Origin of the sequence: Acetobacter aceti (genome assembly GCF_002005445.1) — a bacterium.
In the GTDB taxonomy this organism is placed as follows: domain Bacteria; phylum Pseudomonadota; class Alphaproteobacteria; order Acetobacterales; family Acetobacteraceae; genus Acetobacter; species Acetobacter aceti_B.
Genome location: NZ_CP014692.1, coordinates 2,183,113 through 2,206,531, shown reverse-complemented (window position 1 = coordinate 2,206,531; position 23,419 = coordinate 2,183,113). Strand labels below are relative to the sequence as shown.

20 protein-coding genes are annotated in these 23,419 nt (G+C 56.2%); 10 read left to right on the top strand and 10 right to left on the bottom strand.

Features of this window, described 5'->3' with window-relative positions:
* Positions 1 to 11 precede the first annotated feature (11 nt).
* Positions 12 to 1,301 (top strand): hemolysin family protein, encoded by a 1,290-nt coding sequence (locus A0U92_RS09940; RefSeq protein ID WP_077813081.1) that lies wholly within the window; start codon positions 12 to 14, stop codon positions 1,299 to 1,301.
* 9 nt (positions 1,302 to 1,310) lie between these two features.
* Here the strand turns inward: A0U92_RS09940 and ccmB are convergent, their stop codons facing one another.
* On the bottom strand, positions 1,311 to 1,979 hold the full coding sequence (ccmB, locus tag A0U92_RS09935; protein WP_077813080.1) for a heme exporter protein CcmB: 669 nt from the start codon (positions 1,977 to 1,979) through the stop codon (positions 1,311 to 1,313).
* Positions 1,976 to 2,632: a heme ABC exporter ATP-binding protein CcmA gene (gene ccmA / locus A0U92_RS09930; RefSeq protein WP_077813079.1), complete on the bottom strand. Its 657-nt coding sequence runs from the start codon at positions 2,630 to 2,632 to the stop codon at positions 1,976 to 1,978. The genes ccmB and ccmA overlap by 4 nt, the downstream gene beginning before the upstream one ends.
* Positions 2,633 to 2,863: 231 nt before the next feature.
* Here ccmA and acnA point away from each other — a divergent pair, with 231 nt between their 5' ends.
* From acnA to A0U92_RS09910, 4 genes are all read left to right on the top strand, one after another.
* A complete protein-coding gene (gene acnA / locus A0U92_RS09925; RefSeq protein ID WP_077813078.1) occupies positions 2,864 to 5,557 on the top strand; it encodes an aconitate hydratase AcnA in 2,694 nt (897 codons plus the stop codon).
* Positions 5,558 to 5,651: 94 nt separating this feature from the next.
* Complete coding sequence (locus tag A0U92_RS09920) at positions 5,652 to 6,383, top strand: amino acid ABC transporter ATP-binding protein (RefSeq protein ID WP_187668941.1); 732 nt, start codon at positions 5,652 to 5,654, stop codon at positions 6,381 to 6,383.
* Positions 6,380 to 7,978, top strand: a complete 1,599-nt coding sequence (locus A0U92_RS09915; protein ID WP_077813076.1) for an ABC transporter substrate-binding protein/permease — start codon at positions 6,380 to 6,382, stop codon at positions 7,976 to 7,978. The genes A0U92_RS09920 and A0U92_RS09915 overlap by 4 nt, the downstream gene beginning before the upstream one ends.
* A 207-nt stretch (positions 7,979 to 8,185) precedes the next feature.
* Positions 8,186 to 9,085: a LysR family transcriptional regulator gene (locus tag A0U92_RS09910; RefSeq protein ID WP_077813075.1), complete on the top strand. Its 900-nt coding sequence runs from the start codon at positions 8,186 to 8,188 to the stop codon at positions 9,083 to 9,085.
* 6 nt (positions 9,086 to 9,091) lie between these two features.
* On the opposite strand, the gene A0U92_RS09905 is transcribed toward A0U92_RS09910, so the two are convergent.
* From A0U92_RS09905 to A0U92_RS09895, 3 genes are all read right to left on the bottom strand, one after another.
* Positions 9,092 to 10,075 (bottom strand): hypothetical protein, encoded by a 984-nt coding sequence (locus A0U92_RS09905; protein WP_077813074.1) that lies wholly within the window; start codon positions 10,073 to 10,075, stop codon positions 9,092 to 9,094.
* A 9-nt stretch (positions 10,076 to 10,084) separates the two neighbouring features.
* Positions 10,085 to 11,356, bottom strand: coding sequence for an AAA family ATPase (locus A0U92_RS09900; protein WP_077813073.1), 1,272 nt, complete (start codon positions 11,354 to 11,356; stop codon positions 10,085 to 10,087).
* Between the two features lie 64 nt (positions 11,357 to 11,420).
* Positions 11,421 to 12,029, bottom strand: coding sequence for a hypothetical protein (locus tag A0U92_RS09895; protein ID WP_236748080.1), 609 nt, complete (start codon positions 12,027 to 12,029; stop codon positions 11,421 to 11,423).
* Between the two features lie 179 nt (positions 12,030 to 12,208).
* Here A0U92_RS09895 and rimP point away from each other — a divergent pair, with 179 nt between their 5' ends.
* From rimP to rbfA, 5 genes are all read left to right on the top strand, one after another.
* Positions 12,209 to 12,820, top strand: a complete 612-nt coding sequence (gene rimP / locus A0U92_RS09890) for a ribosome maturation factor RimP (protein WP_077813072.1) — start codon at positions 12,209 to 12,211, stop codon at positions 12,818 to 12,820.
* A 149-nt stretch (positions 12,821 to 12,969) separates the two neighbouring features.
* Complete coding sequence (gene nusA, locus A0U92_RS09885; protein WP_077813071.1) at positions 12,970 to 14,541, top strand: transcription termination factor NusA; 1,572 nt, start codon at positions 12,970 to 12,972, stop codon at positions 14,539 to 14,541.
* A 46-nt stretch (positions 14,542 to 14,587) separates the two neighbouring features.
* On the top strand, positions 14,588 to 15,259 hold the full coding sequence (locus tag A0U92_RS09880) for an RNA-binding protein (RefSeq protein ID WP_077814370.1): 672 nt from the start codon (positions 14,588 to 14,590) through the stop codon (positions 15,257 to 15,259).
* Positions 15,256 to 17,961 carry a translation initiation factor IF-2 gene (gene infB / locus A0U92_RS09875; RefSeq protein ID WP_077813070.1) on the top strand — a complete coding sequence of 902 codons (2,706 nt, stop codon included), beginning with the start codon at positions 15,256 to 15,258 and terminating at the stop codon, positions 17,959 to 17,961. The genes A0U92_RS09880 and infB overlap by 4 nt, the downstream gene beginning before the upstream one ends.
* A complete protein-coding gene (gene rbfA / locus A0U92_RS09870; RefSeq protein ID WP_077813069.1) occupies positions 17,958 to 18,401 on the top strand; it encodes a 30S ribosome-binding factor RbfA in 444 nt (147 codons plus the stop codon). The genes infB and rbfA overlap by 4 nt, the downstream gene beginning before the upstream one ends.
* Positions 18,402 to 18,829: 428 nt before the next feature.
* On the opposite strand, the gene A0U92_RS17760 is transcribed toward rbfA, so the two are convergent.
* From A0U92_RS17760 to A0U92_RS09845, 5 genes are all read right to left on the bottom strand, one after another.
* Positions 18,830 to 19,000, bottom strand: coding sequence for a hypothetical protein (locus A0U92_RS17760; protein WP_187668742.1), 171 nt, complete (start codon positions 18,998 to 19,000; stop codon positions 18,830 to 18,832).
* 730 nt (positions 19,001 to 19,730) lie between these two features.
* Entirely contained in the window at positions 19,731 to 20,126 is a 396-nt protein-coding gene (locus A0U92_RS09860) for a flagellar biosynthesis regulator FlaF (RefSeq protein ID WP_077813067.1), read from the bottom strand.
* A 16-nt stretch (positions 20,127 to 20,142) separates the two neighbouring features.
* Positions 20,143 to 21,837, bottom strand: coding sequence for a glycosyltransferase family 9 protein (locus tag A0U92_RS09855; RefSeq protein WP_077813066.1), 1,695 nt, complete (start codon positions 21,835 to 21,837; stop codon positions 20,143 to 20,145).
* Between the two features lie 48 nt (positions 21,838 to 21,885).
* Positions 21,886 to 22,833: a flagellin N-terminal helical domain-containing protein gene (locus tag A0U92_RS09850; RefSeq protein ID WP_077813065.1), complete on the bottom strand. Its 948-nt coding sequence runs from the start codon at positions 22,831 to 22,833 to the stop codon at positions 21,886 to 21,888.
* Between the two features lie 73 nt (positions 22,834 to 22,906).
* The gene (locus A0U92_RS09845) at positions 22,907 to 23,341 is read right to left on the bottom strand and encodes a flagellar biosynthesis repressor FlbT (RefSeq protein WP_077813064.1); all 435 of its coding nucleotides are present in this window, start codon (positions 23,339 to 23,341) and stop codon (positions 22,907 to 22,909) included.
* Between the last annotated feature and the right edge of the window lie 78 nt (positions 23,342 to 23,419).

The window sequence follows — 23,419 nt, the reverse complement described above, 5'->3', positions numbered from 1 at the left end:
GTTCGGATGTCATGACTGTTTCTATTCTGATCATTCTCCTGCTCGTCATACTGAATGGCGTTTTCGCCATGGGAGAACTGGCGCTGATTTCACTGAAGCGGGCACGCCTCGTAATGCTTCAGAGTCAGGGGGTGAGGGGCGCTGAACGGGCGCTCAAGCTGGCGGATGATCCACAACGCTTCCTGCCGACCGTGCAGATCGGCATGACGCTGGTGTCGATTCTGGAAGGCACCTTCGGCGGCGTGAAGATTGAAGCCGCGCTGACGCCCTGGCTGGCCCAGTTTGAGTCCCTGCGGCCGTTTGCCGAAGATATCTCCATGGTTGTGGTCGTGTTTGCCATCACGGGCCTGATGCTGGTTCTGGGCGAACTGGTGCCAAAGCAACTGGCGCTTCAGTATCCCGAGCAGATTGCGGCGATGCTCGCCGTGCCGCTCGATGTGCTGGGAATGGTCGCCAGACCCTTTGTCTGGTTTCTCCGGCTGTCTTCAAATCTGGTGCTGAAGCTGCTTCGTGTGCCGGTTGCGGACAGACAGACTCTGACGGAAGAGGAGTTGCGGGCTGTCCTGCTCGAGGGAGCTCAGTCCGGCGTTCTTGAACATGAAGAACGGACGATGATCGAGCGTCTCCTGCGTCTGGCCGATCGCCCTGTCCGGGCGATCATGACCCCGCGTAACGAGATCATCTGGATCGAACGCCATGTGCCGCGCGATGTTCTGGTCTCCACGCTGCGCACGACGACTTTTTCCCGTCTGGTGGTCTGCGAGGGCGGGGTGGATAATCCTGTCGGGGTGATTCTCGCCAGTGACATGCTGGACCGTCTGCTTGATGGCATGCCGGTGTCGATCGAGGCCGGACTCAGGCAGCCGGTGGTGGTGCCTGACTCCATCTCCGCACTCGATATGCTCGAACGGATGCGCTCTATCCCGCTGGGCATCGCGCTTGTCGTGGATGAATACGGCTCATTCGAAGGGATCGTGACGGCATCCGACCTGTTCGACGCCATTGTAGGCGAGGTGAACGAGCACGGTCAGCATACGCTGCTCTCGGTCAAGCCCGGTGACGTGGTGATCCTTGAAGGGTCGGAACCTGCCGATGAGGTCAAAGACCGCCTTGGACTCGGTGAACTGCCGGGTGAGGGGGACTATCACACTCTCGGCGGCCTGATTCTTGCACTGCTGCGTCGCGTTCCCGCCGTTGCGGACAAGGTCGTCTTTTCCGGCTGGCTGTTTGAAGTGCTGGAAATGGAAGGCCGTCGCGTGACCCGCGTCAAGGCGAGTCGGCAGGTGCTCGCGGAAAACTAGGGCGGCGGTTTATTCCGCTGCTGCCCGCAGGCCTGATCCGGCCGCGAGGGGGCAGAGCGGGAGCGCTACGGCCAGGACAGCCAGAAGCAGTTCCATGTCAGGCGCCCAGTTGATCCCGCTTCGGGCGGCATCGACAGCAGCCGCTCCAAAAATCAGCACCGGCGTGACGAGCGGCAGTACAAGAAGTGGAAGCAGAACACCGCCACGTCGCGCACCCAGCACAATCGAAGCCGCCATGCCGCCAAAAAGCGACAGGCCTATGGTGCCGGGGATCAAGCCTGCCATCAGCGCCGGAAAGGCCTGTGTCGGCAGATTGAGCATGATGGCCATCGGAAAAGCCGCGACCAGAAGGGGGAGTCCGGTCGTCAGCCAGTGCGCCGTCATCTTCGCCAGCGCGACGAGGGCGGGCGGCAGGCCGGTCAGAAGCAGGTGGTCCAGTGACCCGTCCTCGAGTTCCGAGCCGAAAAGACGATCAAGTGGCAGGAGAGAGGCGAGCAGGGCGCAGACCCAGATGACGCCGGGGGCCATGCGTCGCAGCAGGTCCGGAGACGGACCGAGGGCGAGAGGGAACAGCGCGCCCGCAAGGATAAAGAACAGCACAGCACCGAGCGTGTCCGCCCCATGACGCAGGGCGAGGCGCAGGTCACGTCCGATAATACCAAGAAACAGGCGTATCATGCGTCGACGAACTCCCCGGTCCAGTCGTCCACCGGCACGCCTGACAGTGTCAGGTGGCGCACATCATCAAGCGGGAGCGGCACATGGGTGGTGGCGATGATCATGCCCCCCGTTTGCCGGTGACGGCGCAGCGCTTCCCCAAGTCGTGTGACAGAATGGGCGTCCAGTCCGAGACTCGGTTCGTCCAGAAGCCAGAGCGGAGCCTGGGCGAGAATCACGCGGGCGAGGGCGGCGCGTCGTTTCTGTCCGGCGGAAAGCAGACGGACCGGCGTGTCGGCCAGATAGCGCAGATCGAAACTGTCGAATGCTTCATCAAGAGAAGCGCCATGAGAGAACACCGAGAGATTTTCCGCCAGAGTCAGTCCCGGCTTCAGAGCATCCTGATGGCCGAGATAGGCAATGTTCTGTGAGTAGCTCATGCGATCGGCGAAGACATTCCCGCCCTGCCACAACAACTGGCCGGAGTCCGGTTTTCTCAGCCCGGCCAGAACACGCATCAGCGTGCTTTTGCCCGCGCCGTTCGGGCCTGTCAGCAGCATCGCCTCACCTGCGGAGAGGGAAAGGCTGACCTGATCCAGCACAAGCCGCTCTCCACGAAAAACCGTGATGTCTTGCGCTTCGAGCGTTGCAGAAAGGGAGGGTGTGTCCGAGATGAGCCTGTTCCCCTGTTTGTGACCACAGGAAGAGGGCTTTTCGTCCTGCTCGCGTTCTTGTGGTCGCCGGTGTGCTTGTGCCTAGGCGTGCCCCCGGTATGTTCTACCACCGATCAGAGATCAAGCTGGTGACTCGGGACTCTTCCCGGGTAGAGGCGCTCACCCATGATTGATGGGAGAGCTACCGGTTCGACATACCAGCGGGATGCTGTTGTCGCGGAGGGAATACTTATGAAAGCGGTTGGCCACGATTCGTTGAAAACCGGGCGCGAGCTCAAGGTTGACGGCAAGACCTACCATTATTTCTCAATCCCGGAGGCCGAGAAAACCATCGGCACTGTAGATCGTCTCCCGGTAAGCCTTAAAGTGCTGCTTGAGAACGTCCTGCGTTTCGAAGACGGTCGCTCTTATACTCAGGATGACGCCAAGGCCATCGCAGGCTGGCTGGAAAATGCCCGCAGCACGAAAGAAGTGCCTTTCAAGCCGTCGCGTATCCTCATGCAGGATTTCACCGGCGTTCCGGGTGTGGTGGACCTCGCCGCGATGCGTGATGGCATCGTGCAGCTGAAAGGTAATCCGGAAAAGGTGAATCCTCTGGTGCCGGTCAACCTCGTCATCGACCATTCGGTGATGGTGGACGTCTACGGCACACCGGATGCGCTCCAGAAGAACATCACCATGGAGTTCGACCGTAACGGCGAGCGCTATGCGTTTCTGCGCTGGGGTCAGGAAGCGTTCGAGAACTTCTCGGTCGTTCCGCCCGACACAGGCATCTGCCATCAGGTGAACCTCGAATATATCGCTCAGGTCGCCTGGACAGCCGAAGTCGGCGGTAAGGAGTATGTCTATCCGGACACGCTCTACGGCACCGACTCCCATACGACCATGGTCAACGGCCTGGGCGTTCTGGGCTGGGGTGTTGGCGGTATCGAAGCTGAAGCCGCCATGCTCGGCCAGCCGATCGCCATGCTTATTCCTGACGTCATCGGCTTCAGACTGACGGGCAAACTGCCTGAAGGCGCTACGGCGACCGATCTGGTGCTGACCGTCACCCAGATGCTCCGCAAGAAGGGCGTTGTCGGCAAATTCGTCGAGTTTTTCGGTCCGGCTCTCGACCATCTGCCGGTTGCCGACCGTGCGACGATCGCCAACATGGCGCCGGAATATGGCGCGACCTGTGGTTTCTTCCCGGTCGATAAACTCACGCTCGACTATCTGCACGAGACAGGTCGTGATTCTCACCGCATCAAGCTGGTTGAGGAATACTACAAGGCGCAGGGCATGTTCCGCACGGCGGAAACGGCTGAGCCGGTCTTCACCGATACGCTCGAACTCGATCTCTCGACGGTTGTGCCGTCCATCTCCGGCCCGAAGCGTCCACAGGATCGCGTTGTTCTGACCGAAGCAACAACGGCATTCGAAAAAGAGCTGACGTCGGGCCTTGGTGTGGCCGAAGCCGACAAGGACAGGAAGTTCCCGGTCGCCAACACCAATTACGAACTGGGCAACGGCGATATCGTCATCGCGGCGATTACGTCCTGCACCAATACATCCAACCCTGCCGTGCTGATTGCCGCCGGTCTCGTCGCCCGCAAGGCGCGCGCCCTCGGCCTGAAGCCGAAGCCATGGGTCAAGACGTCGCTGGCTCCCGGTTCGCAGGTTGTCACCGACTACCTGAACCGCGCCAACCTGAGTGAAGACCTTGACGCGCTCGGCTTCAACACGGTCGGTTACGGCTGCACGACCTGTATCGGCAACTCCGGCCCGCTGGCTGACAACATTGTCGACGCCATCGAGAACAACAAGCTGATCGCTGTTTCGGTTCTGTCCGGTAACCGTAACTTCGAAGGCCGTATCTCGCCGAACGTGCGTGCGAACTACCTCGCCAGCCCGCCACTGGTCGTGGCCTATTCGCTGCTCGGCACGATGCGCAAGGATATCACGAAGGAACCGCTCGGCACGTCCAAGGACGGCAAGCCGGTTTACCTGAAGGACATCTGGCCTTCAAACAAGGAAATCGCCGCGCTGATGGGGTCTTCCATCAACCGTGACGAGTTCATCAAGCGTTACAGCACGGTGGATAAGGGCACGAAGGAATGGCAGGATCTCAAGGTTGCGACCGGTTCGCAGACCTACAAGTGGGATCCGAAGTCAACGTACGTGCAGGATCCGCCGTACTTCAAGAACATGCCCGCCGAGCCATCGGGCACAACCAGTGACATCAAGGGCGCGCGTCTTCTGGCTCTGCTGGGCGACAACATCACCACCGATCACATTTCTCCGGCCGGTTCGATCAAGAAGGACTCTCCCGCAGGCAAGTATCTGATCGAGCATGGTGTGGAACCAAAGGACTTCAACTCCTACGGCTCACGTCGCGGCAATGACCGGATCATGGTGCGTGGCACGTTCGCCAACATCCGCATCAAGAACGAGATGTGCCCTGGTACGGAAGGCGGCCTGTCCAAATTTGCCGACGGCAAGCAGGGCTTCATCTACGATGTGGCCATGGACTACAAGGAGAAGGGCACGCCCCTCGTCGTCATCGGCGGCAAGGAATACGGCATGGGTTCGTCCCGTGACTGGGCGGCCAAGGGCACGCTGCTTCTGGGCGTGAAGGCGGTCATCGCCGAAAGCTTCGAGCGTATCCATCGCTCCAACCTTGTGGGCATGGGCGTTCTGCCGCTGCTCTTCAAGGAAGGCACGGATCGCAAGACGCTGAATCTGAAGGGCGACGAGACCTTCGACATCATCGGACTTGAGAAGATTACGCCACGCATGGACGTGACGCTGGTCATCACCCGCGCCGATGGAACGACAGAAAAAGTGTCACTGCTTTGTCGCATAGATACGCTGGACGAGGTCGAATATTACCGTCATGGTGGCATTCTCCAGTACGTCTTGCGTGGGATGCTGAAAGCTGCCTGATACAACTCCGTCTCTTCATGACGATGGCAAAAAGGCTGGCCCGGAGAATTCCGGGCCAGCCTTTTGCGTTGAAACGGTACTCTGTGCTGAATCGATCAGTAAAACGTTTGATTCAAACAAGGTGCTCAATGGAGTGTCTCTGACCGTTGAACGGGGAGAGCTCATTTCCATCATCGGACCTTCGGGGTGCGGAAAATCCACCTTTCTGCGGTGTCTGAATTTTCTGGAAATTCCCGACGAAGGCACTGTGACGATCGCCGACGACAGCATCCGTCGTTCAGGTGGTCCCTGGAAAGCCGCCGATGAAGCGCATGCGCACAGACTGCGTGCGCATGTCGGCATGGTGTTCCAGTCCTTCAATCTTTTTCCGCATCGCACGGTGCTGGACAACGTGATGATCGCGCCGCGCGTGGTTAAGAAGGTATCAGCTGCCGTGGCAGAGGCTGAAGCGCGTGAACTGCTCGCCAAGGTCGGTCTTGAGGCGGCGTGCCTGCGCTATCCGGCCACGCTTTCCGGCGGTCAGCAGCAGCGTGCGGCCATTGCCCGTGCGCTCGCCATGCGCCCGGACGTGATGCTCTACGACGAACCGACGTCCGCGCTCGACCCACGCGTCGCGGAGGAAGTGCTCGAAGTCATGCGGGCGCTGGACCGCGAAGGCATGACGCAGATTGTCGTGACACACGACATGAACTTCGCCCGCGCCGCCTCCGACAAGATCGTGTTCATGGATGGTGGCGAGATCATCGAAATCGGCGACCCTGACGAGATGTATGACAACCCGCGCGATCCCCGGACGCGACGCTTTCTTCTGGGAGCCTCGGCATGACTTCCGTTTTTTCGCGGCTTCGTGCGCGTTTTCTGGTCGGTTTCGCTGTCATCGGAATTGCTTTGCAGGGCGCTTCCGCATGGGCGGAGAATACACCGGTTGCCGAGCGACCCCAGCCGGAGCCGATAACGGCGTCCGCAACGGCAGATCCGTCCTCCACGGTCATGAAGTGGGGTGCTGACGGAACGTCCAACGTGCCTTACACCTTTCATGATCCGTCTGACGAAAACCGCATGAGCGGTTACGAATACGACATCATGGAAGAAATCGGCCGCCGTCTCGGGCGCGAAGCCCAGTTCGTGCAGAACGACTGGGATGGCCTGATTCCGGGGCTCGAACGCAACTTCTACCTGATGGTCATCTGCGGCATCGAAATGACGCCGGAGCATATCGAGGCGATCGATTTCAGCCAGCCTTACTACATGACCTCCGAGCGTATCGTCGTGCGTCGTGATCAGGCCGGACTGGATTCATTCGAGCGTCTCGGCGGCCATGTCATCGGCACGGTGAAGGATACGCTGGCCGAACGCATGATGGGCGAGCGCCACGACATCACGGTGCGTGGTTATGACGAAGAATCCAACATGTTCGAGGATCTTCGCAACAAGCGTCTCGATGCGATCCTGATTGATGGACCCATTGCGCTCTATTACGGTGAAGCAGACCCCGCCTTCCGTATCGTCGGTCCTCCTGTTGGGCATGTATCCTACGGAATCGCCTTCCCGAAGGGGGGCAATGTTGAACTGCGCAAGCAGGTCGATGCTACCCTGAAATCGATGGTTGCGGACGGCACGTTGCACCGGATTCTGGCGCGCTGGAATCTGTGGACGCCCGAAATGGCGGCGTGGACCGGTGATCACAGCCAGCCCGGTATCACGCCGACGGAATGGGAGCGTTACATCGCCGCGACCGCACCGACCAAAGGCTGGAAAGCCCGTTTTGATCGCTACGCCAGCTTCCTGCCGCTGATCGGCAAGGGCGCTGTCATGACACTGGCGGTCTCCGCCTGCGCGATGGTGCTGGCTGTGGCTCTGGGCCTCATTCTGGCGCTGACGCGACGCTATGGCCCTTCATGGGCGGCAGCTCTCGCGACGCTCTACATTGAAGTTATTCGCGGCACGCCGCTACTGATCCAGGTGCTGTTCATTTTCTATGGTCTGCCAGGTATCGGCATCCGCCTTTCGCCCTTTGTCGCCGGCGTCATCAGTCTCGGACTGAATTACGCAGCCTATGAGGCGGAGAATTATCGCGCTGGTCTGCAGTCCGTTGCACGAGGGCAGATGGAAGCGGCGACCGCCCTCAACATGACGCATGCTCAGGCTCTGCGTTATGTCGTCGTGCCGCAGGCCTTCCGGGTCGTGGTGCCGGTGATGACCAACGATTTCATCTCTTTGCTGAAAGATTCATCGCTGGTCAGCATCATCACCCTGACGGAGCTCAGCCAGACCTATGTCCGTCTGTCCTCCACCTATTTCGATTATTTCGGGACAGGGATGATGGTCGGTGGGGCCTATCTGCTGCTGGGTCTGCCGTTCGTGCGCCTTGCCAAAATGGCCGAACGTCGTCTTGCTGTCAGCGAACGACGCGGCGGTTGATATGCTTGCCGGGTGTGAGAAATTTTTTCACACCCGGCTCATTGGATTTGGCCGAATCATACTTTTGAAATGCCGATTTAGCGGACGAGTTTTCTGGCCATGACTTTGGCCAATGCTTTTTTGGTATGTGGGCCTCTCACTCCAACGCATTGTGCATAAATGAACATCCGGTCATGATTGCCGCGCAACTTTTAGCCTGACTGCGCGATGGATCTTCTTTCTGCTCTTCACAGCTTTGTCCGCGTCGCCGCGACAGGCTCATTCTCGGCTGTTTCCCGCGAAACGGGAGCCAGTCAGCCGACGATTTCACGTCATATCGCCCTGCTGGAAGCGCATTACGGCACAACGCTGTTCGCACGCACGACCCGCAGTCTGATGATGACGGAAGATGGTCGCAGTCTTCTGCCTCATGCGTATGAATTGCTGGAAATTCTCGAGACGGCCGAAACGGTGCTCGGGCGTCGGCGGGCGTCAGTGTCCGGTCTTGTCAGGCTGGGTGTCACCACGGCATTCGGCCTGTATCTCACCAACCGGATCAAGGATCTTCTGGGTAAACACCCGGATCTCTCCGTCGAACTTGTCATGCGGGACGGGTTCGGCGATCTCGTGGAGGAAGGGCTGGACCTTGCCATCAGGGTTGGCGAGATCGCCGAAGGCTCCCTGATTGCCCGCAAGCTGGGTGCTGTCCATCGGTCTCTGGTCAGTTCCTCAACACATTTCACACCCAGATCTACGCTGCGGCATCCGCATGATCTGACCGGTGAAGCATGTGTGGTCTTCACGTATGGGGGTGGGCGTCAGGACTGGCATTTCCTGAACGCCGAAGGCGAGGAAAGCGTTGTCGCTCCGGCGGCGGTGTTCCGGGCGAATTCCAGTGAAGCTGCTCTTCATGCCGTTCAGGCGGGTGTAGGAGTCGGACTTCTGCCGGAATTTCAGGTTCGTCATCTGGTCGCGGCAGGAGAACTGGTTGAGGTTCTCCCTGAGTGGAAAGTGCCGCCGATGCCACTTTATGCGGTGCATACCGGACCACGGACACTTCCGTTACGCACCCGCACGGTGCTGGATTTCCTGATCGAGATTTCCTTAGACGTTCTCAGCCCGACCTGATGAAGCTCAGGTCGGTGGAGCGCCTGCCGTGCCATGCCAGGCAGGATCGGACGCTGCCGGACGGATTTTTTCGGGGGAGGGTTGCAGGGTCCCTTGGTAACCTTGCAGCAGAACAGGCGCCCATTGGGTAAGCCAGCCATTCACATCCTGCATAAAGCGTCCGGAGAATGGCGATGTCCCCAATCCGTCGGGAGTCCAGTCAGACAGGGACGTAGAGATGCGGGCTGTTCCCGGATCGGCCGGGCTGAGCGCCATCGTCACGTTTTCAAAGTTTTTGCCGCCATCCGGCGCATTCACGGCATAAGTCCATGATGCGAGCGCCCAGACTGGCGGCATTGGAAATCCGAGTAGCTGGAGACGTCCGAAAGCCCAGTCGATGTCGTCTCGTGAACGGATGTCGCCCTTCGGTGTCAGGCTGACATTTGTAGAGATGCACTGGACTGCGTCCTTTGGAGCAGCCAGCGTGCGCTGAAAATAGGCATCCCGTGCATGGCATGGTTGGTCGCTCAGCACTGAAGGCGGCACGCTGGCTGTCGTCGCCTGAACGAGGATGACTCCCGTTACAACGCCTCGATCCGTGCGAACGAGAATATTACTGGAAATTTCTCCATGTGGCCCGGTCGTTTCGGTCAGTACCGGGTGCCATATGCCAGCCGGTAGCGGAAGCTGGCGTCCTGCAAAAGGCATGAGGTCGATCAGTTGAGCGTCGATGGGTGGAACTGAGGCCTGTTCCGTCCCGTAACCATTGCCATGACCTCCACCACCCGCTGCCTGACTGTTCTGCCCCGTTTCATTCCGGGAACTGTCGGACGATGACGCATCGTCGTCCGGAGTGGCCGCAGGATGATGCGCGAACCTGCCCAGAGGAGGGTAGAGGCCGACGAGCCAGTCAGGTGGATACAGGGCGGTGACACCGCTGAATGCGACCATGCTGACGAGAGACAGTCGCCACAAGGGAGCGCGACGCCACAGACGCGAAAAAGCAGACATACAATACCGTCAGGCTGTCAGGTGAGGGCGTGCTGGAGAGAGAGGTTCAGTAACCACCTGAGCTGTAACTCCGTCATCAGTATGAGCGATGCGCACCATCTTCGCGCCTTGCTGACGCGCAACGATCAGGGATTCACTGACCATATCCTCAATGGATCGGGCAAGATCACGGGCAGAGGCTCCGTCGCCCAGCCGGTTCTGACGCCGCATGACGTCAAACAGGATCGAAGGCTCGATACCACCCGGCTCGATGGCCAGTCCGTAGCTCTCGATCATGGTTTCGATTTCCAGCGCCGCGACGCGGGCGATATCCAGCCCGCGGAGAGGACGGAACACAAAGATGCGATCAATCCGGTTCAGGACTTCTGGAGCGAACCCGGCCTGACGCAGTGCTTCCACCGACTCGGCGCGCATACGGTCAGGGTCATCGCCAAGACGGTTGGCGATATCGGTCAGCGCTTCGGTGGCGATGTTCGAGGTCAGGATAAAGATGGCCTGAGTGGCGGAAACATGGGCTCCCGTCGAGGCTTCGGTTACATAGCCGTCATTCCAGGCGACAAGAAACTGCTTGAAAACGTCGGGATGGGCCTTTTCGATTTCATCGAGAAGCACCACTGAATCCGGCTTCTCCTTGAGGCCGCCTGTCAGTTTTCCGTAGGTATCCGAGCCGACATAGCCTTTTGGAGATCCGAAAAGTTGTGTGGCGGCATGGGCGCTGGCCATCTGCGTCATGTCGAAATGCATGAGCGGCCTGTCGAGCTGACGCGCCAGCTGCTTGGCCAGATAGGTCTTGCCGGTGCCGGGTGGGCCTGCCAGCAGGAAGATGCCGACCGGTTTGCCGCGAACCTGGAGGGCGAGCCGTCTGCGAAGCTGGTTGGCCATGTCCTCGCACACCTGATCCTGTCCGATGACCCGGGCTCGCAGATTGGCGGCGAGTTCCTCCGCATCGATGGCTGAGTCGCGCTGTTCGCGCGCCATCAGTTCTTCAAGTGCCTTCCTGTTGGTCAGTCGCGCCAGAACGTCCATCATCCATCCCCGTCTGCGGAGCAGACCCTTCCGGGCCAGCTTTTCCGAGCTTATTTCGTAAACAAGACCAGCCAGTGTGAAAAAGGCTCCCGCGCCAGCCAGAACCGGCCAGAGCGGTGCACACCATTTCATGAAGTGATCCAGAGTGGCGAGTGAAAGATGCAGGCTGACAGCAGCCTGAATGCTCGCAAGGACCAGAAAGATCACCATCATGACCGGCATGAACCGGTTGAGCATGGGAAGCAGACCCTTCATGGGACAATTCTCCGGAAATGCGGGCGAAAGCGATCCATAAAGCGATCCATCACGAAGCGATTTCTCATTGAACGATGACTGTCAGAAGGAGATTGTCGCCCTGCTGAAGGGAAGGGAGGGCTTCGGGGCCCAGAACTGTAACGGCCCCTGTCGTGATTCCGGTCGGACCGGCGGGTGAAATCGCGGAGACCGAGACCTCCCCGACAATCGTGATGGGAAGAACAATAGGCTGGGGTGTTGGCGTGAGGTGCACGATCCGCCTCACCGGGCCGGAAGAAATGGCGATTGTGCCTCCCGTTCCGCCCGCATCAAAGACCGGCATGACAGCCAGCCGGTAATCACGGCGTTTGATGCCTGCAAGGATAGTGGATTGCTCTGCTTCCGAATATCCCGCACGCCGCAGGGCTTCTGGCGCATTTTCAGGTGAGATGTACGCGAACTCACCCGCGACTGAAAATCGTCCGTGCGCCGTGTCGTTCTGTATGTTCTGCGGCGAGGCGAGGGGAGGCTTGGTATCCTGGTCATTCTTCGCTCCACCCCCGTTCGCCATCCACGACGCCCCGCCAGCCACAACCATCAGCGCAGCTATCGCCGCGATCATCAGGCCAGAACCACGATTCTCAGGATCTTTTTCTGGCTGTCGCTGAGGGGTGTAGGGGGAGTTTTCCGTCATTTGTGGTTCTATCTAAGACATGGGGTGTTGCACCGATGCAAGGGGCAAACGAAAAAGATACAAACCTTTATGAATCGAAATAATCCTGCCTGTGCAGGGAGAATGAATTTCATCTTGCGATTTTTCGGTCAGTGACTTACACCAAAGCTCATTCCTTTCATTTCTGCTCTTTTTGGGGGGTGGCCGGCTCGGTCGCCTTTTTTGTTGTGGACGAAGACCATTCGACTCATGTTGGCCTTGAAGGGCGGATTGCCGCGCTCATCACACCCGCTGTGGAGGATCTCGGGTTCGAGATCGTTCGGGTGTCGGTGTTGGGGCGCGAAGTGCCAACGGTGCAGATCATGGCCGACCGCGCTGATGGCACACTGATCACGGTGGAAGACTGTGAGCAGATCAGCCACGCGGTAGGCGCAGTCATGGACGTGGAAGATCCCATTCCCGGTAACTGGACGCTGGAAGTGTCCTCTGCCGGGATCGATCGTCCACTCACACGTCCGAAAGACTGGGAGCGTTTTGCCGGGCATCTGGCGAAGGCGGAGATGCTGATTCCCGTTAACGGTCGTCGGCGCTTCTCCGGTATCGTGCTGGGAGCCTCGGAAGAGGGCGGCAGGATGCGCCTTGATGATGGCGAGGAAGTTGTTCTGCCATTTCGGGAGCAGAAGAAGGCCAGACTTGTCCTGACGGACGCCTTGATCGCTGCCACACAGGCGATGATGAAGCCTGGCGTGCAGGATGAGGAAGGGGCGGAAGACGCTCCGGTCGAAAAAAAGAAGTCTAAAACCCGTCATTGAGGCGGTCAGGGGTGGTAAAACCCAGCCTGTGATATCATATGCAGACCTGAGATTGTCTGAAGCCTTGTCTTCGGGTGGATTTCGGCTTGCGGGATTGGGCTGATGTCGTGTGACGTTGGCGTCTGGTCTGTCGTGGAGTTGTGATGAGTATGGATACCTCTGTTGCACGTCCCGAGCTGCTTCTGGTGGCTGACGCGGTTGCGCGTGAGAAGCTGATCGATCGTGAGGAAGTTCTCGAGGCGATGGAGCAGGCCATTCAGAAGGCCGGTCGTGCCAAGTATGGTCACGAGAAGGATATTCGCGCGACGATCGATCGTCGGACAGGCGAAGTGCGTCTGTCTCGCTGGACTGAGGCCGTCGAGGCCGTGGAAAATGAGGAAACTCAGATTCCCCTTCACATCGCCCGTAAATTCAAGCCAGAAATCCAGCTTGGCGAGCATCTGATCGATCCGCTGCCTCCGATCGACTTTGGTCGTATTTCCGCGCAGACGGCCAAACAGGTTATCGTCCAGCGCGTGCGTGAATACGAGCGCAAGCGTCAGTATGACGAGTTCAAGGATCGCGTGGGCGAGATCGTCAACGGCACGGTCAAGCGCACCGAATACGGTAACCTCATGGTTGAGATCGGCTCTGCCGAGGCGCTTCTGCGTCGTGACGAGCTGATCCCGCGTGAGACGTTCCGTAATTCAGACCGTGTTCGTGCCTACATCTATGATGTGCGTGACGAACCGCGTGGTCCGCAGATTTTCCTTTCCCGCACGCATCCAGCTTTCCTTGCGAAGCTGTTCGCGCAGGAAGTGCCGGAAATCTATGACGGAATCATCGAGATCAAGGCGGTGTCCCGTGATCCGGGCTCGCGCGCCAAGATGGCGGTGATTTCCCGGGATGCGTCCATCGATCCCGTCGGCGCCTGTGTCGGTATGCGCGGCTCCCGTGTGCAGGCTGTCGTGGCCGAGTTGCAGGGTGAAAAGATCGACATCATTCCCTGGAGTCCGCAGGCGGCGACCTTCGTGGTCAATGCTCTGGCTCCGGCTGAAGTCAGCAAGGTGGTGATGGATGAGGAGGCTGGACGCGTCGAGGTTGTTGTGCCTGACGATCAGTTGAGCCTCGCCATCGGTCGTCGCGGTCAGAACGTGCGTCTGGCCAGCCAGTTGACGCGCTGGGATATCGATATCCTCACCGAGGCGGAAGAATCCGAGCGTCGTCAGGAAGAGTTCCGTCGCCGTACCGCACTCTTCGTAGAGGCGCTGGATGTGGACGACGTGATCGCTGGCCTGCTGGTGACGGAAGGTTTCGATACGATCGAAGAGCTGGCCTATGCCGATCAGGACGAGCTTGTCGGGATCGAAGGTTTTGACGACTCGGTGGTTGAAGAGCTGGTGCGTCGTGCGGAGACCTATCTGACCCGCAAGAAAGAAGAGCTGGACGAGAAACGTGTCGCGCTTGGCGTGACCGATGAAATTGTCGAACTCAACGCTTTCACGAATCAGATGCTGGTGACGCTTGGAGAGAAGGGCGTGAAGACGCTCGATGATCTGGCTGATCTGGCTGGCGATGAGCTGGTGGAAATCCTCGGTTCGGAAGCGATCGACGAGGATGCCGCCAACGAAATCATCATGCTGGCCCGTGCGCATTGGTTCGAGGATGAGGCTGCTCCAGCAGAGGCCGATGCGGAAGTGCCGGTCGAGGAGGTGTCTTCTGAACACGACACCCACCAATGAGCGCCCTTCTGAATTAACAACTGCAGATAGCGGGTTCACAACGGAGCTGAAGGGGGATAATCATCTCCCCCACAGTAACGACGTTTGCGAAGAAGACGAACGTGGTCCTCTGCGTCGTTGTCTTGTGACGCGTGAGCGTCTGGCGCCTTCCAGCATGATACGATTTGTTGTGGCGCCGGATAAAACTGTAGTGCCTGATCTGGACGCGCGTCTGCCCGGACGGGGAATCTGGTTGAGTGCGCGCCGGGATGTGCTAGAAACCGCACGGACTCGCGGGGGCTTTGCCCGGGCCGCACGATGTCAGGTTGTCATTCCTTCTGATCTGGTTGGTTTGATTGAGGCAGCGCTTCTTCGTCGTGTGACGAATACGCTCGGTCTCGCACGTCGGGCCGGTCAGGCGGTCAGTGGTTACGCCAAGGTCCGGGAATGGATCGTGGCAGGTGCGACAGCTCTTGTCGTGCAGGCATCGGATGGAAGTCCGGATGAATGTGTCAGACTTCTGTCTGGCGCGCGCACTCTTCCTGTGGTGAAACCACTGGATGGTGCGCAACTGGGAAAAGTATTTGGTCGTGAGCACACGGTGCACGCGGCTCTGCGGGCTGGCGCATTAGCTGACCGGTTGAAGCAGGATAGTGAACGTTTTGCAGGGCTTGCCGATGTGGCGGTGCTGCGGACGCCGGAAGTTTCCGGCGAGCGGGTTGAACAGGCGGATAGATGAGCGAAGGCAACGATCAGGATCAGGGTAAGGGACGTCTGTCCCTGCGGCCAGCGGGCCGTTCTGAAGTAGGACACACGGTCGATGCCGGATCTGTGCGCCAGAGCTTCAGCCATGGTCGCTCGAAGGTAGTACAGGTCGAGGTTCGCAAAAAGGCGAGGCCAGGTCCAAGTGCTCCCAAAGCCGGTGTGTCCGGTGGACGTGGTGCTGGTGGGGGACGTCAGCCGGGCAAGAGAGGCTTGACGGAAGCAGAACTGGCTGTCCGTCAGAGAGTGCTTGAAGAGCAGCGCAAGGAAGCGGCTCTCAAGGAAGCTCAGCGTATCGAGCAGGAAAAGATTCAGATTCTTTCTGCGGCTGAGGAAGCGCGCCGTCGGGAAGAAGACGAACGTCGTGCTGCTGAGGAACAGGCTCGCGAAGAGCAGGAAGCCAGGCAGCGTGCCGAGCTTGATGCTCAGGAGGCGGCTGAGCAGATCACTGAAGCTCCAGTTAAGGCGTCTGCCGCTCCGCCTGTTGAAGAGAGCGGTCCGGTTGTGTCGGACAAGCCAATTCCGGGCACGGTTACTCTCGCTCCGCCTCCAGGCCGTCTGCGGCCGCTTGCTGAGCGTGCGATCATGCCGAGCAAGCCGCTCGTGCAGACCCGTCCGGCTCCATCGACACCCTCCGCGCCGCCAGCGGGAGGCGCAGGTGAAACCCTGCGTCTGCGTGGTGGTCGTGAAGGCGAAGATGATCGCCGCGCTCCTGCTCGCAAAGGGGCTGTTCCCCCGCCGAAGAAGGGTGCTGGTGCAGTCAAGAAGGATGGTGGTGGTCGTCGATCCGGTCGGATCGACGTTCAGGCCGCGATCGAAGGTGATGACGACAAGACGCGTTCACTCGCTTCCGTTCGTCGTCAGCGTGAGCGTGAGCGCCGTCAGGCCGAGCTTGAGCGACTGCGGACCGATCAGGTGCGTGTTGTCCGTGACGTGATCCTGCCTGAAACCATTACCGTGCAGGAACTCGCCAATCGTATGGCTGCCCGTCAGGGTGAAGTCATCAAGGCGCTCATGAAAATGGGTGTTATGGCCACTGTCACCCAGTCGATTGACGCTGATACGGCAGAGCTGGTTATCGAAGAATTCGGCCATCGTGTCCGACGCGTTGCTGAAAACGATGTTGAGATCGGCATTGAAGGCGTGGAAGACGAGGAAGGTGATCTCCTGCCGCGTCCGCCTGTTGTAACGATCATGGGACATGTCGATCACGGCAAGACCTCCCTGCTTGATGCCCTGCGGACCACTGACGTGGCGGCAGGCGAAGCCGGTGGCATCACACAGCATATCGGTGCGTATCAGGTGAATCTGGCGTCTGGCGCCAGGATCACCTTTATTGACACTCCGGGTCATGAGGCTTTTACGGCCATGCGTGCCCGAGGGGCTTCAGTCACCGACGTGGTCGTGCTGGTCGTTGCTGCTGACGATGGCGTCATGCCGCAGACAGCAGAAGCGATTAAGCATGCCAAGGCCGCCAACGCTCCGATCATCGTGGCGATCAACAAGATCGACAAGCCGGGTGCGAACCCTGATCGCGTCCGACAGGATCTGCTGAGCCATGAGCTTGTTGTTGAATCCATGGGTGGCGACATTCAGGATATCGAGGTCTCAGCTCTCAAGCGGACAAATCTCGATAAGCTTGAGGAAGCCATTCTGCTGCAGGCTGAAATCCTTGATCTGAAGGCCAATCCTGAGCGTGCCGCTGAAGGCGCTGTCATCGAAGGTCGTCTCGATCGTGGTCGTGGCCCTGTGGCGACGGTCCTGGTCCAGAAAGGTACATTGCGTAAGGGTGACATTGTTGTCGCCGGTTCGGAATGGGGACGCGTTCGTGCGCTGGTTGATGACCGTAATCGCCAGATCTCGGATGCTGGCCCGTCAATGCCGGTGGAAGTGCTGGGTCTTGCGGGTGTGCCGGAAGCGGGTTCCTCCTTTGTTGTTGTGGATAACGAAAATCGCGCTCGCGAGATTTCCGAATTCCGTCAGCGGAAGATCAAGGAGCATACTGCTGCAGGCAAAACTGCGGCTCGTGGAACGCTTGACCAGATGCTTGCCCGTATTCAGGCGGGTGTGCAGAAGGAAGTTGCCGTTCTCATCAAGGCCGATGTGCAGGGTTCTGCCGAGGCGATCAAGGCTACTGTCGAAAAGCTTGCTCATGAGGAGGTCGACGTTCGCGTGCTGAATGCGACGGTCGGTCAGATCACAGAGAGTGATGTGCAGCTTGCCAAAGCCTCTGATGGTGTGATCATCGCCTTCAATGTGCGTGCGACGTCGCAGGCTCGTGAGATGGCCCAGCGTGATGGCGTGGATATTCGCTACTACTCGATCATCTATCAGGTTGCTGACGATATCGAGCAGTTGGTGAAGGGTAAGGTTGCTCCGAAGCATCGCGAGAAGTTCCTTGGCTACGCCGAAATCCGCCAGGTCTTCAATATCACCAAGGTCGGCAAGGTGGCGGGCTGCTACGTCACCGAAGGCGTTGTCAAACGTGGTTGCGGTGTGCGCCTGCTCCGTGAGGGTGTGGTCATTCACGAAGGTGATCTCAGCCAGCTCAAGCGCTTCAAGGACGACGTCAAGGAAGTCGCCCGTGGCTACGAGTGTGGTCTTTCCTTCGCAGGTTACAACGATCTGCGTGAGAAAGATGTGGTCGAGTGCTTCGAGATGGAACTGGTTCCAGCGTGAGCCGGGGTTCCAGCCGCTCTTCGGATGGAAAGGGGCCGGCGGGGAGACTCGCCGGCCTCGCCGCATCCGGTCCTTCCCAGCGCCAGCTTCGCGTTGCTGAGGAAGTGAGACGTATGCTGTCGGAAGTATTCGCCCGGACTGAATTTCGTGATCCTGAACTTTCAGGAGTCACTATTACAGTAACAGAGGTCCGTATCTCTCCCGATCTGAAACATGCGACAGCGTTTGTTTCTGATCTGGGAAAAGGAGATGTCGAAAAACTTCTGCCAGCTTTGAAACGTGTGGCTCCGTATTTGCGGACACAACTGTCTAGAACGCTTCGTTTACGTATAGCCCCGGAAATTCATTTCCAACCGGATACAGCTCTCGACTATGCTATGGAAGTAGACGCCCTGCTGCGTCGGCCTGAAGTACAGCGAGATCTGGATGAAGAAAGCTAAGTTGTTTGCTTCTGTCCATCATCTAAAGGTTACGGAATAAGGTCGGTGCGTTGCCTGTTGAGTGCAGTGACGTGTCGGTGGATTTTCTGAACGCCGTTATTATGCGTTTCCTGAATTGTAGAGACTGGGCAGAGCAGTGCCGTGTTACAATTTGCGACGCCTCAGTGTCGTCTCGCCCGCGTATCCCCGCACCGCGTTTTTTGTCCGTTATCTCCTGAAGGGCGGTGGCGAGGGGTGCGATCTCAACGCGATCGTCCCGGTTGGTATGACATTGCAGGGTCAGCAGCTTGCCAAACGTGTTCACAACCATGTGCAGTTTCGAGCTCTTTTTGCGTTTGGCTCTATGACATCTGGTGAGTTGTTCGCTCTCCAGCCTCGAACCCCGCAGCTTACCCTGCTGGCGTGCCGCCCGTTCGCCTGTTTCATGTTCACGCCGAAGCCCACCGGATCGCCGTCGAAATGCCGACCTCGAACCGTCTCGCCACTGAAGGGGCTGATCGGCCCGCTACTCCAGCTTGCAGAACCCGCACCCGCAGATCTTCACTCAATGCTCGCGCCATCTCCGCTTCCATCGAGGGAAACGGTGAATCATAATCCACGCTCCGCGTCATCCTTCATGATTTATAGTTCAGTGGACAGCCTAAATGCACCATCAAAACACGGGACTAAACATCATATGCTCTATGTTATTGATGTGTGGAGCGGGTAATGGGGGTCAAGCAGTACAAGTTGAGCCAGGCGTAATGGGAAAAGATTGCGTTGTTGCTGCCCGGAAAGGCGAGTGATCCAGGACGAACGGGATCGTGTTCATAAACGGGTGTCTGTGGATACTGCGGTTCGGTGACCAATGCTGCGACCTGCCGAACGCTGGAAAACGGTCCACCGGATGCTGGCTGATGCCTTGAGGCGATCGTTACGGCTGATTATCACCGGCGGCCAGGTCCATGATGCCACTCAGGCACCTGCATTGTTCGAGATTAGACCGCGGGCGCGGTAATCACCGATAAGATTTATGAAAGCAAAGGCTATCATTCTGTCAAAACGGAACCGTAAGATGTTCATCTCGCACGACCGAGCTCTTTACAAACATCGTAATCGTTTCGAGCGATGCTTCAATCGCCTCGAATATTTCCCTCGTTTCGCAATGCACCACGACCGCAGAACCATAATGCCGACCGGCTCTGGTTCGGGATCTGAGGCTTCATTCTCCCGAGAGCAATAGCAAAGCTATACGGGAAATAAATTCTGCTGTTCAGTTGCGTTTGTCATCATCCTCTTTGATTGATGAAGCGTTATGATGTATTTTTACATATTAGAAAATGAATAATTTCAAGCAACTGATAGCTTGAAATTATTAATCTCAGAAGAAGATTTTTTATTCTCAATGTTCTGTCTTAGGCCATCAAGCATATCTTGGTTTATGTCAATTAATGGCTTTAATGAAAAGTTATGCAGCATAGCACGGATACTGTATCGAGTTGACCAGATTGCCAAATTCAGAAGATCTTTTCTCACTATATCGGGAATTCCATTATCCTCAACACTTGTTTCCAATAGAATTGAAGACCATAATTTTTGATTCATAGTCAGAGCGTGAATACGATCTTTTTGATTTTTTGCATTTTTTAAAAGAAGAATGGTTTGACCAAAAGCCATGATTTCAATTTGTCTTGAAGTCATTTGTGTTGCCGAGTTCTGATTATAGCGCTTAATGCCGTAGCTCATGAGACATGCCTTTAAGTCAGGAGTTCTGCTGCCAAGTGGTAACGAAGTCAGGAAGAGCTTCTGCTACGAGCTCTATTGCATGATGAAGACTGCCTGGTTGAGAACGAAAGATTTTCATGGTGGGATACCAAGGAGTATCCTCCTGATCTTCTAACCATCGCCAGCAGCAATCGCTTCTTGTGATCATCCAGACAGGCTTGCCAAGCGCACCCGCCAAATGAGCAACGGAAGTATCGACACTGATTATTAAATCGAGATTAAAAATTAGGGCCGCAGTGTCTTCCATATCTGACACATCATTCATTGGATCAAAAATCTCTTTTTCATTCCATTGCAATAACTCTTTTTGAGGATTCCCGAGTTGTAAGCTTATGAAATCTATGTTTTTGGTATTAATTATTTTGGAAAACATCTGTAAGGAAGCGGATCTATTTTTATAATTCAGCCCATGGCGGGGGCGGTTTTCACCAGACCATACGAGCCCGACACGTAATTTATTTTTCTTCCCAAATATTTTCGAAAATTTTTCGATATCATCCCGGTTTGGATAAAGATAAGGGACAGAAGAGGGTATTTCATATCCAATTTGAGAAGATAGCGCTAATGGAAGAGAAAGAAGCGAGCAGCTGTAATCGTATTTGATTTTTTTAAAATCTGTTTCAATGATTTCAATATTAGGGAACGATTCTTGGCACAGTCTTTTCAGATTTTCTGGCACAGATAAAGCGATGTTGGCTCCAAGTTTCTCAACATGCGGTATATAGCGTAAGAATTGGAGCATGTCGCCAAATCCCTGTTCGCCATATAATAGTAATGTTTTTCCATCTATAGGAAAGTCACCTTTCCAAGGATTTTTAACGCCTTGAATTTTAAATTCTGGTGGGGAGAATTCTATTAGCTCCCAGCCTTCTTGATACTGCGCTCCTTTCAGTAGAGCCTGTCCAAGATTGAATTTTGCAGCCCGCGACTCAGGGTGTGTATGTAGATATTCGCGCAGTACTATCTGAGCTTCTCTTGAACGATTCAGAGCCGCCAGTGCAATTCCATATTCATTCAGCATCAAAGCCGCAGTCTCGGGAGAGTGTGCTTTGAGTGCTTCGACTATGTCTGCGCAAGCCTGGAAAGCGCCAATGCGTATGAGCGCCACGCCTAGCTGAGGAGCATACAAGACACCATCAGGAGACGAATCAAAAAGATTGAGATAAATTTTGCAACCTTCGGATATTAATCCGGCTTCAAGAAGCTGGTTTGCCAGAATGCCGGAAAGAACATCGCTGTTTTTATGATTTTGTGCTCGCCACTTAATGGCGGCGATGGTGATTTTTGGATTTTTTCCTGAAACCATAATTGAAGCTATCTTTATACAAATAGCTTCATCGTCAGCATTTTTTATAAATAAATTTAGTAATTCGTTGAGTGCGTGTTTAACATCTCTTCCTATCTCAAGCTGACAAAGGAGAAGAGATAGTTTCCACTGCAAATTATCAGGGTCAAGTTCCAAGGCTTTTGAGTAAGCTGAATAGCTTTCTTCGTAGTGAGCAATGCTTATGTAGATGTCACCAAGAAGCGAATAGCCGTCGGCCCAGCGGGGGTGTTTTTTAATGTTTTTTTTGATTTCTTCTATTGTTTCTTTGTGATTATTTTTTTGTGATAAGGTTTTTAGTTTATTGCCAATTCTTTTAATTTCTTCTGTATTTAATATTGTTTTCATAATGTGAATCCAAAAAAAATGGGGGGCGAGAGCCCCCCATTCTTGACTTTAGCGGAAAAGGGTAAGGATGTTCTGAGACGAAGATTTTGCAACGCTCAGGGAAGAAATTGCCAACGACTGCTTCGTCTGCAGAGACGTCAGCTTTGCACTTTCTGCTGCCATGTCGGCATCTGTTAGCGCACCAACACCAGAGGTCAGGGAGTCAGAAAGATTGGAGGAGTAAGAAGCCATGCCATCAACAATTTTGGCGTTTGTCGCCAGAGTTGAAGCTGCGTTTGTCATCGTGGTGATTGCGGTCTGAACAAGCGTAATCAGGGCGGAGGTGGAGCTCGTCAAAGCCGTGCCGCCTGTCACGAATAGATTCGAACCGCTCGCAGTTGCTGTGCCGCCAACGACCAGATTGCCACCCGCCGCCATACCGCCTGTAAGCCCCAGAGCCTGTGTCAGCGTAGCTGCTGTTCCGGTTACGTTTGAAATGGTTTTGGTCGAACCCTGAAGGCTGGTCACATAAATCAGGCTGCCAGACGTATCGGGTCCTGTTGCGGATCCACCGTTAGCAATGTTGGAGTCACTCATCGAAGTCAGGAGGTTGACACCATTAACCGTTGCATTTCGTGCAAAAGTATTGATCTGGTCGAGGTAGCCGTCGATTTCGCTGGACGTCTGAGCAAGGGCCGTCGGATCTCCCTGGTTGTTGCCGAGAGTAGTGACGGCGGCCTGCAGAAGCGCTAGCGTGCTCAGAATATGGCTGGTTGCTGTGGACGTGGTGCTGAGAGTGCTCGCAGCAAACGAAAGACCATCGGAAACAGCAGAAAGGCCGGAAATATTGCCGTTCATCTGCTGGGCAATAGCGTATGCTGCCGGACCGTCTTTGGCTGTAGCGACTTTCTGACCGGTTGAAACCGTGTTCTCGGTCGCATCCAGAGCGGATGTCGTTGCGTTGAGGCTCTCGAGAGCCACCATTGCAGAGTTATTGGTGTTGATCGAAAGTGACATGTGGATTTTCTCCGTTTGGTTTACTGCATTTTTTGCAGTGACGCTATAAAATGATAAAAATTCTAATTTTTAGTTAACTGCCCTCTGATTCGTTTGAAGAGGCTGGTGAAGCATTGACTTGGCCAAGCACTGCGTCTTCGTGCCGGATGATTCTGCGGGCAATTTTCAAAGCCTGATAAAAATTACCTTCAGAAGCAGATTTCATGGCGTCGCTGAGAATTAGTCGGGCCGATACGGACGTTGTTTCCTGCATGAAGGTGGTGATGTGATAGGTCGCCTCTGCAAGAGCGGCCATTTTTTCTTCCGGCGTGCCGACATAAGCCGTTTGCAGTGCGTAGTAGATGAGGCGTGCCGGACTTGTAGCCTCTTCAGGAGGCATGATCTGACGTCCGAACAGGAAATTTGCCCGGTTTGTCAGTCTGATCTGTGCGGCTGTAAGAAAGTGAATGCCGGCCCCGTTGAGGATCATTCTGTCGCCAGCTTCGAGTCTGATGCCTAACCCTGCCATTTTAAGCCCTTTTCATTGCGTGTTTCGCGATGAGGGCAGGGTGGCATCGAGGGGTTTACAAATAGTTATCCAAAGCTT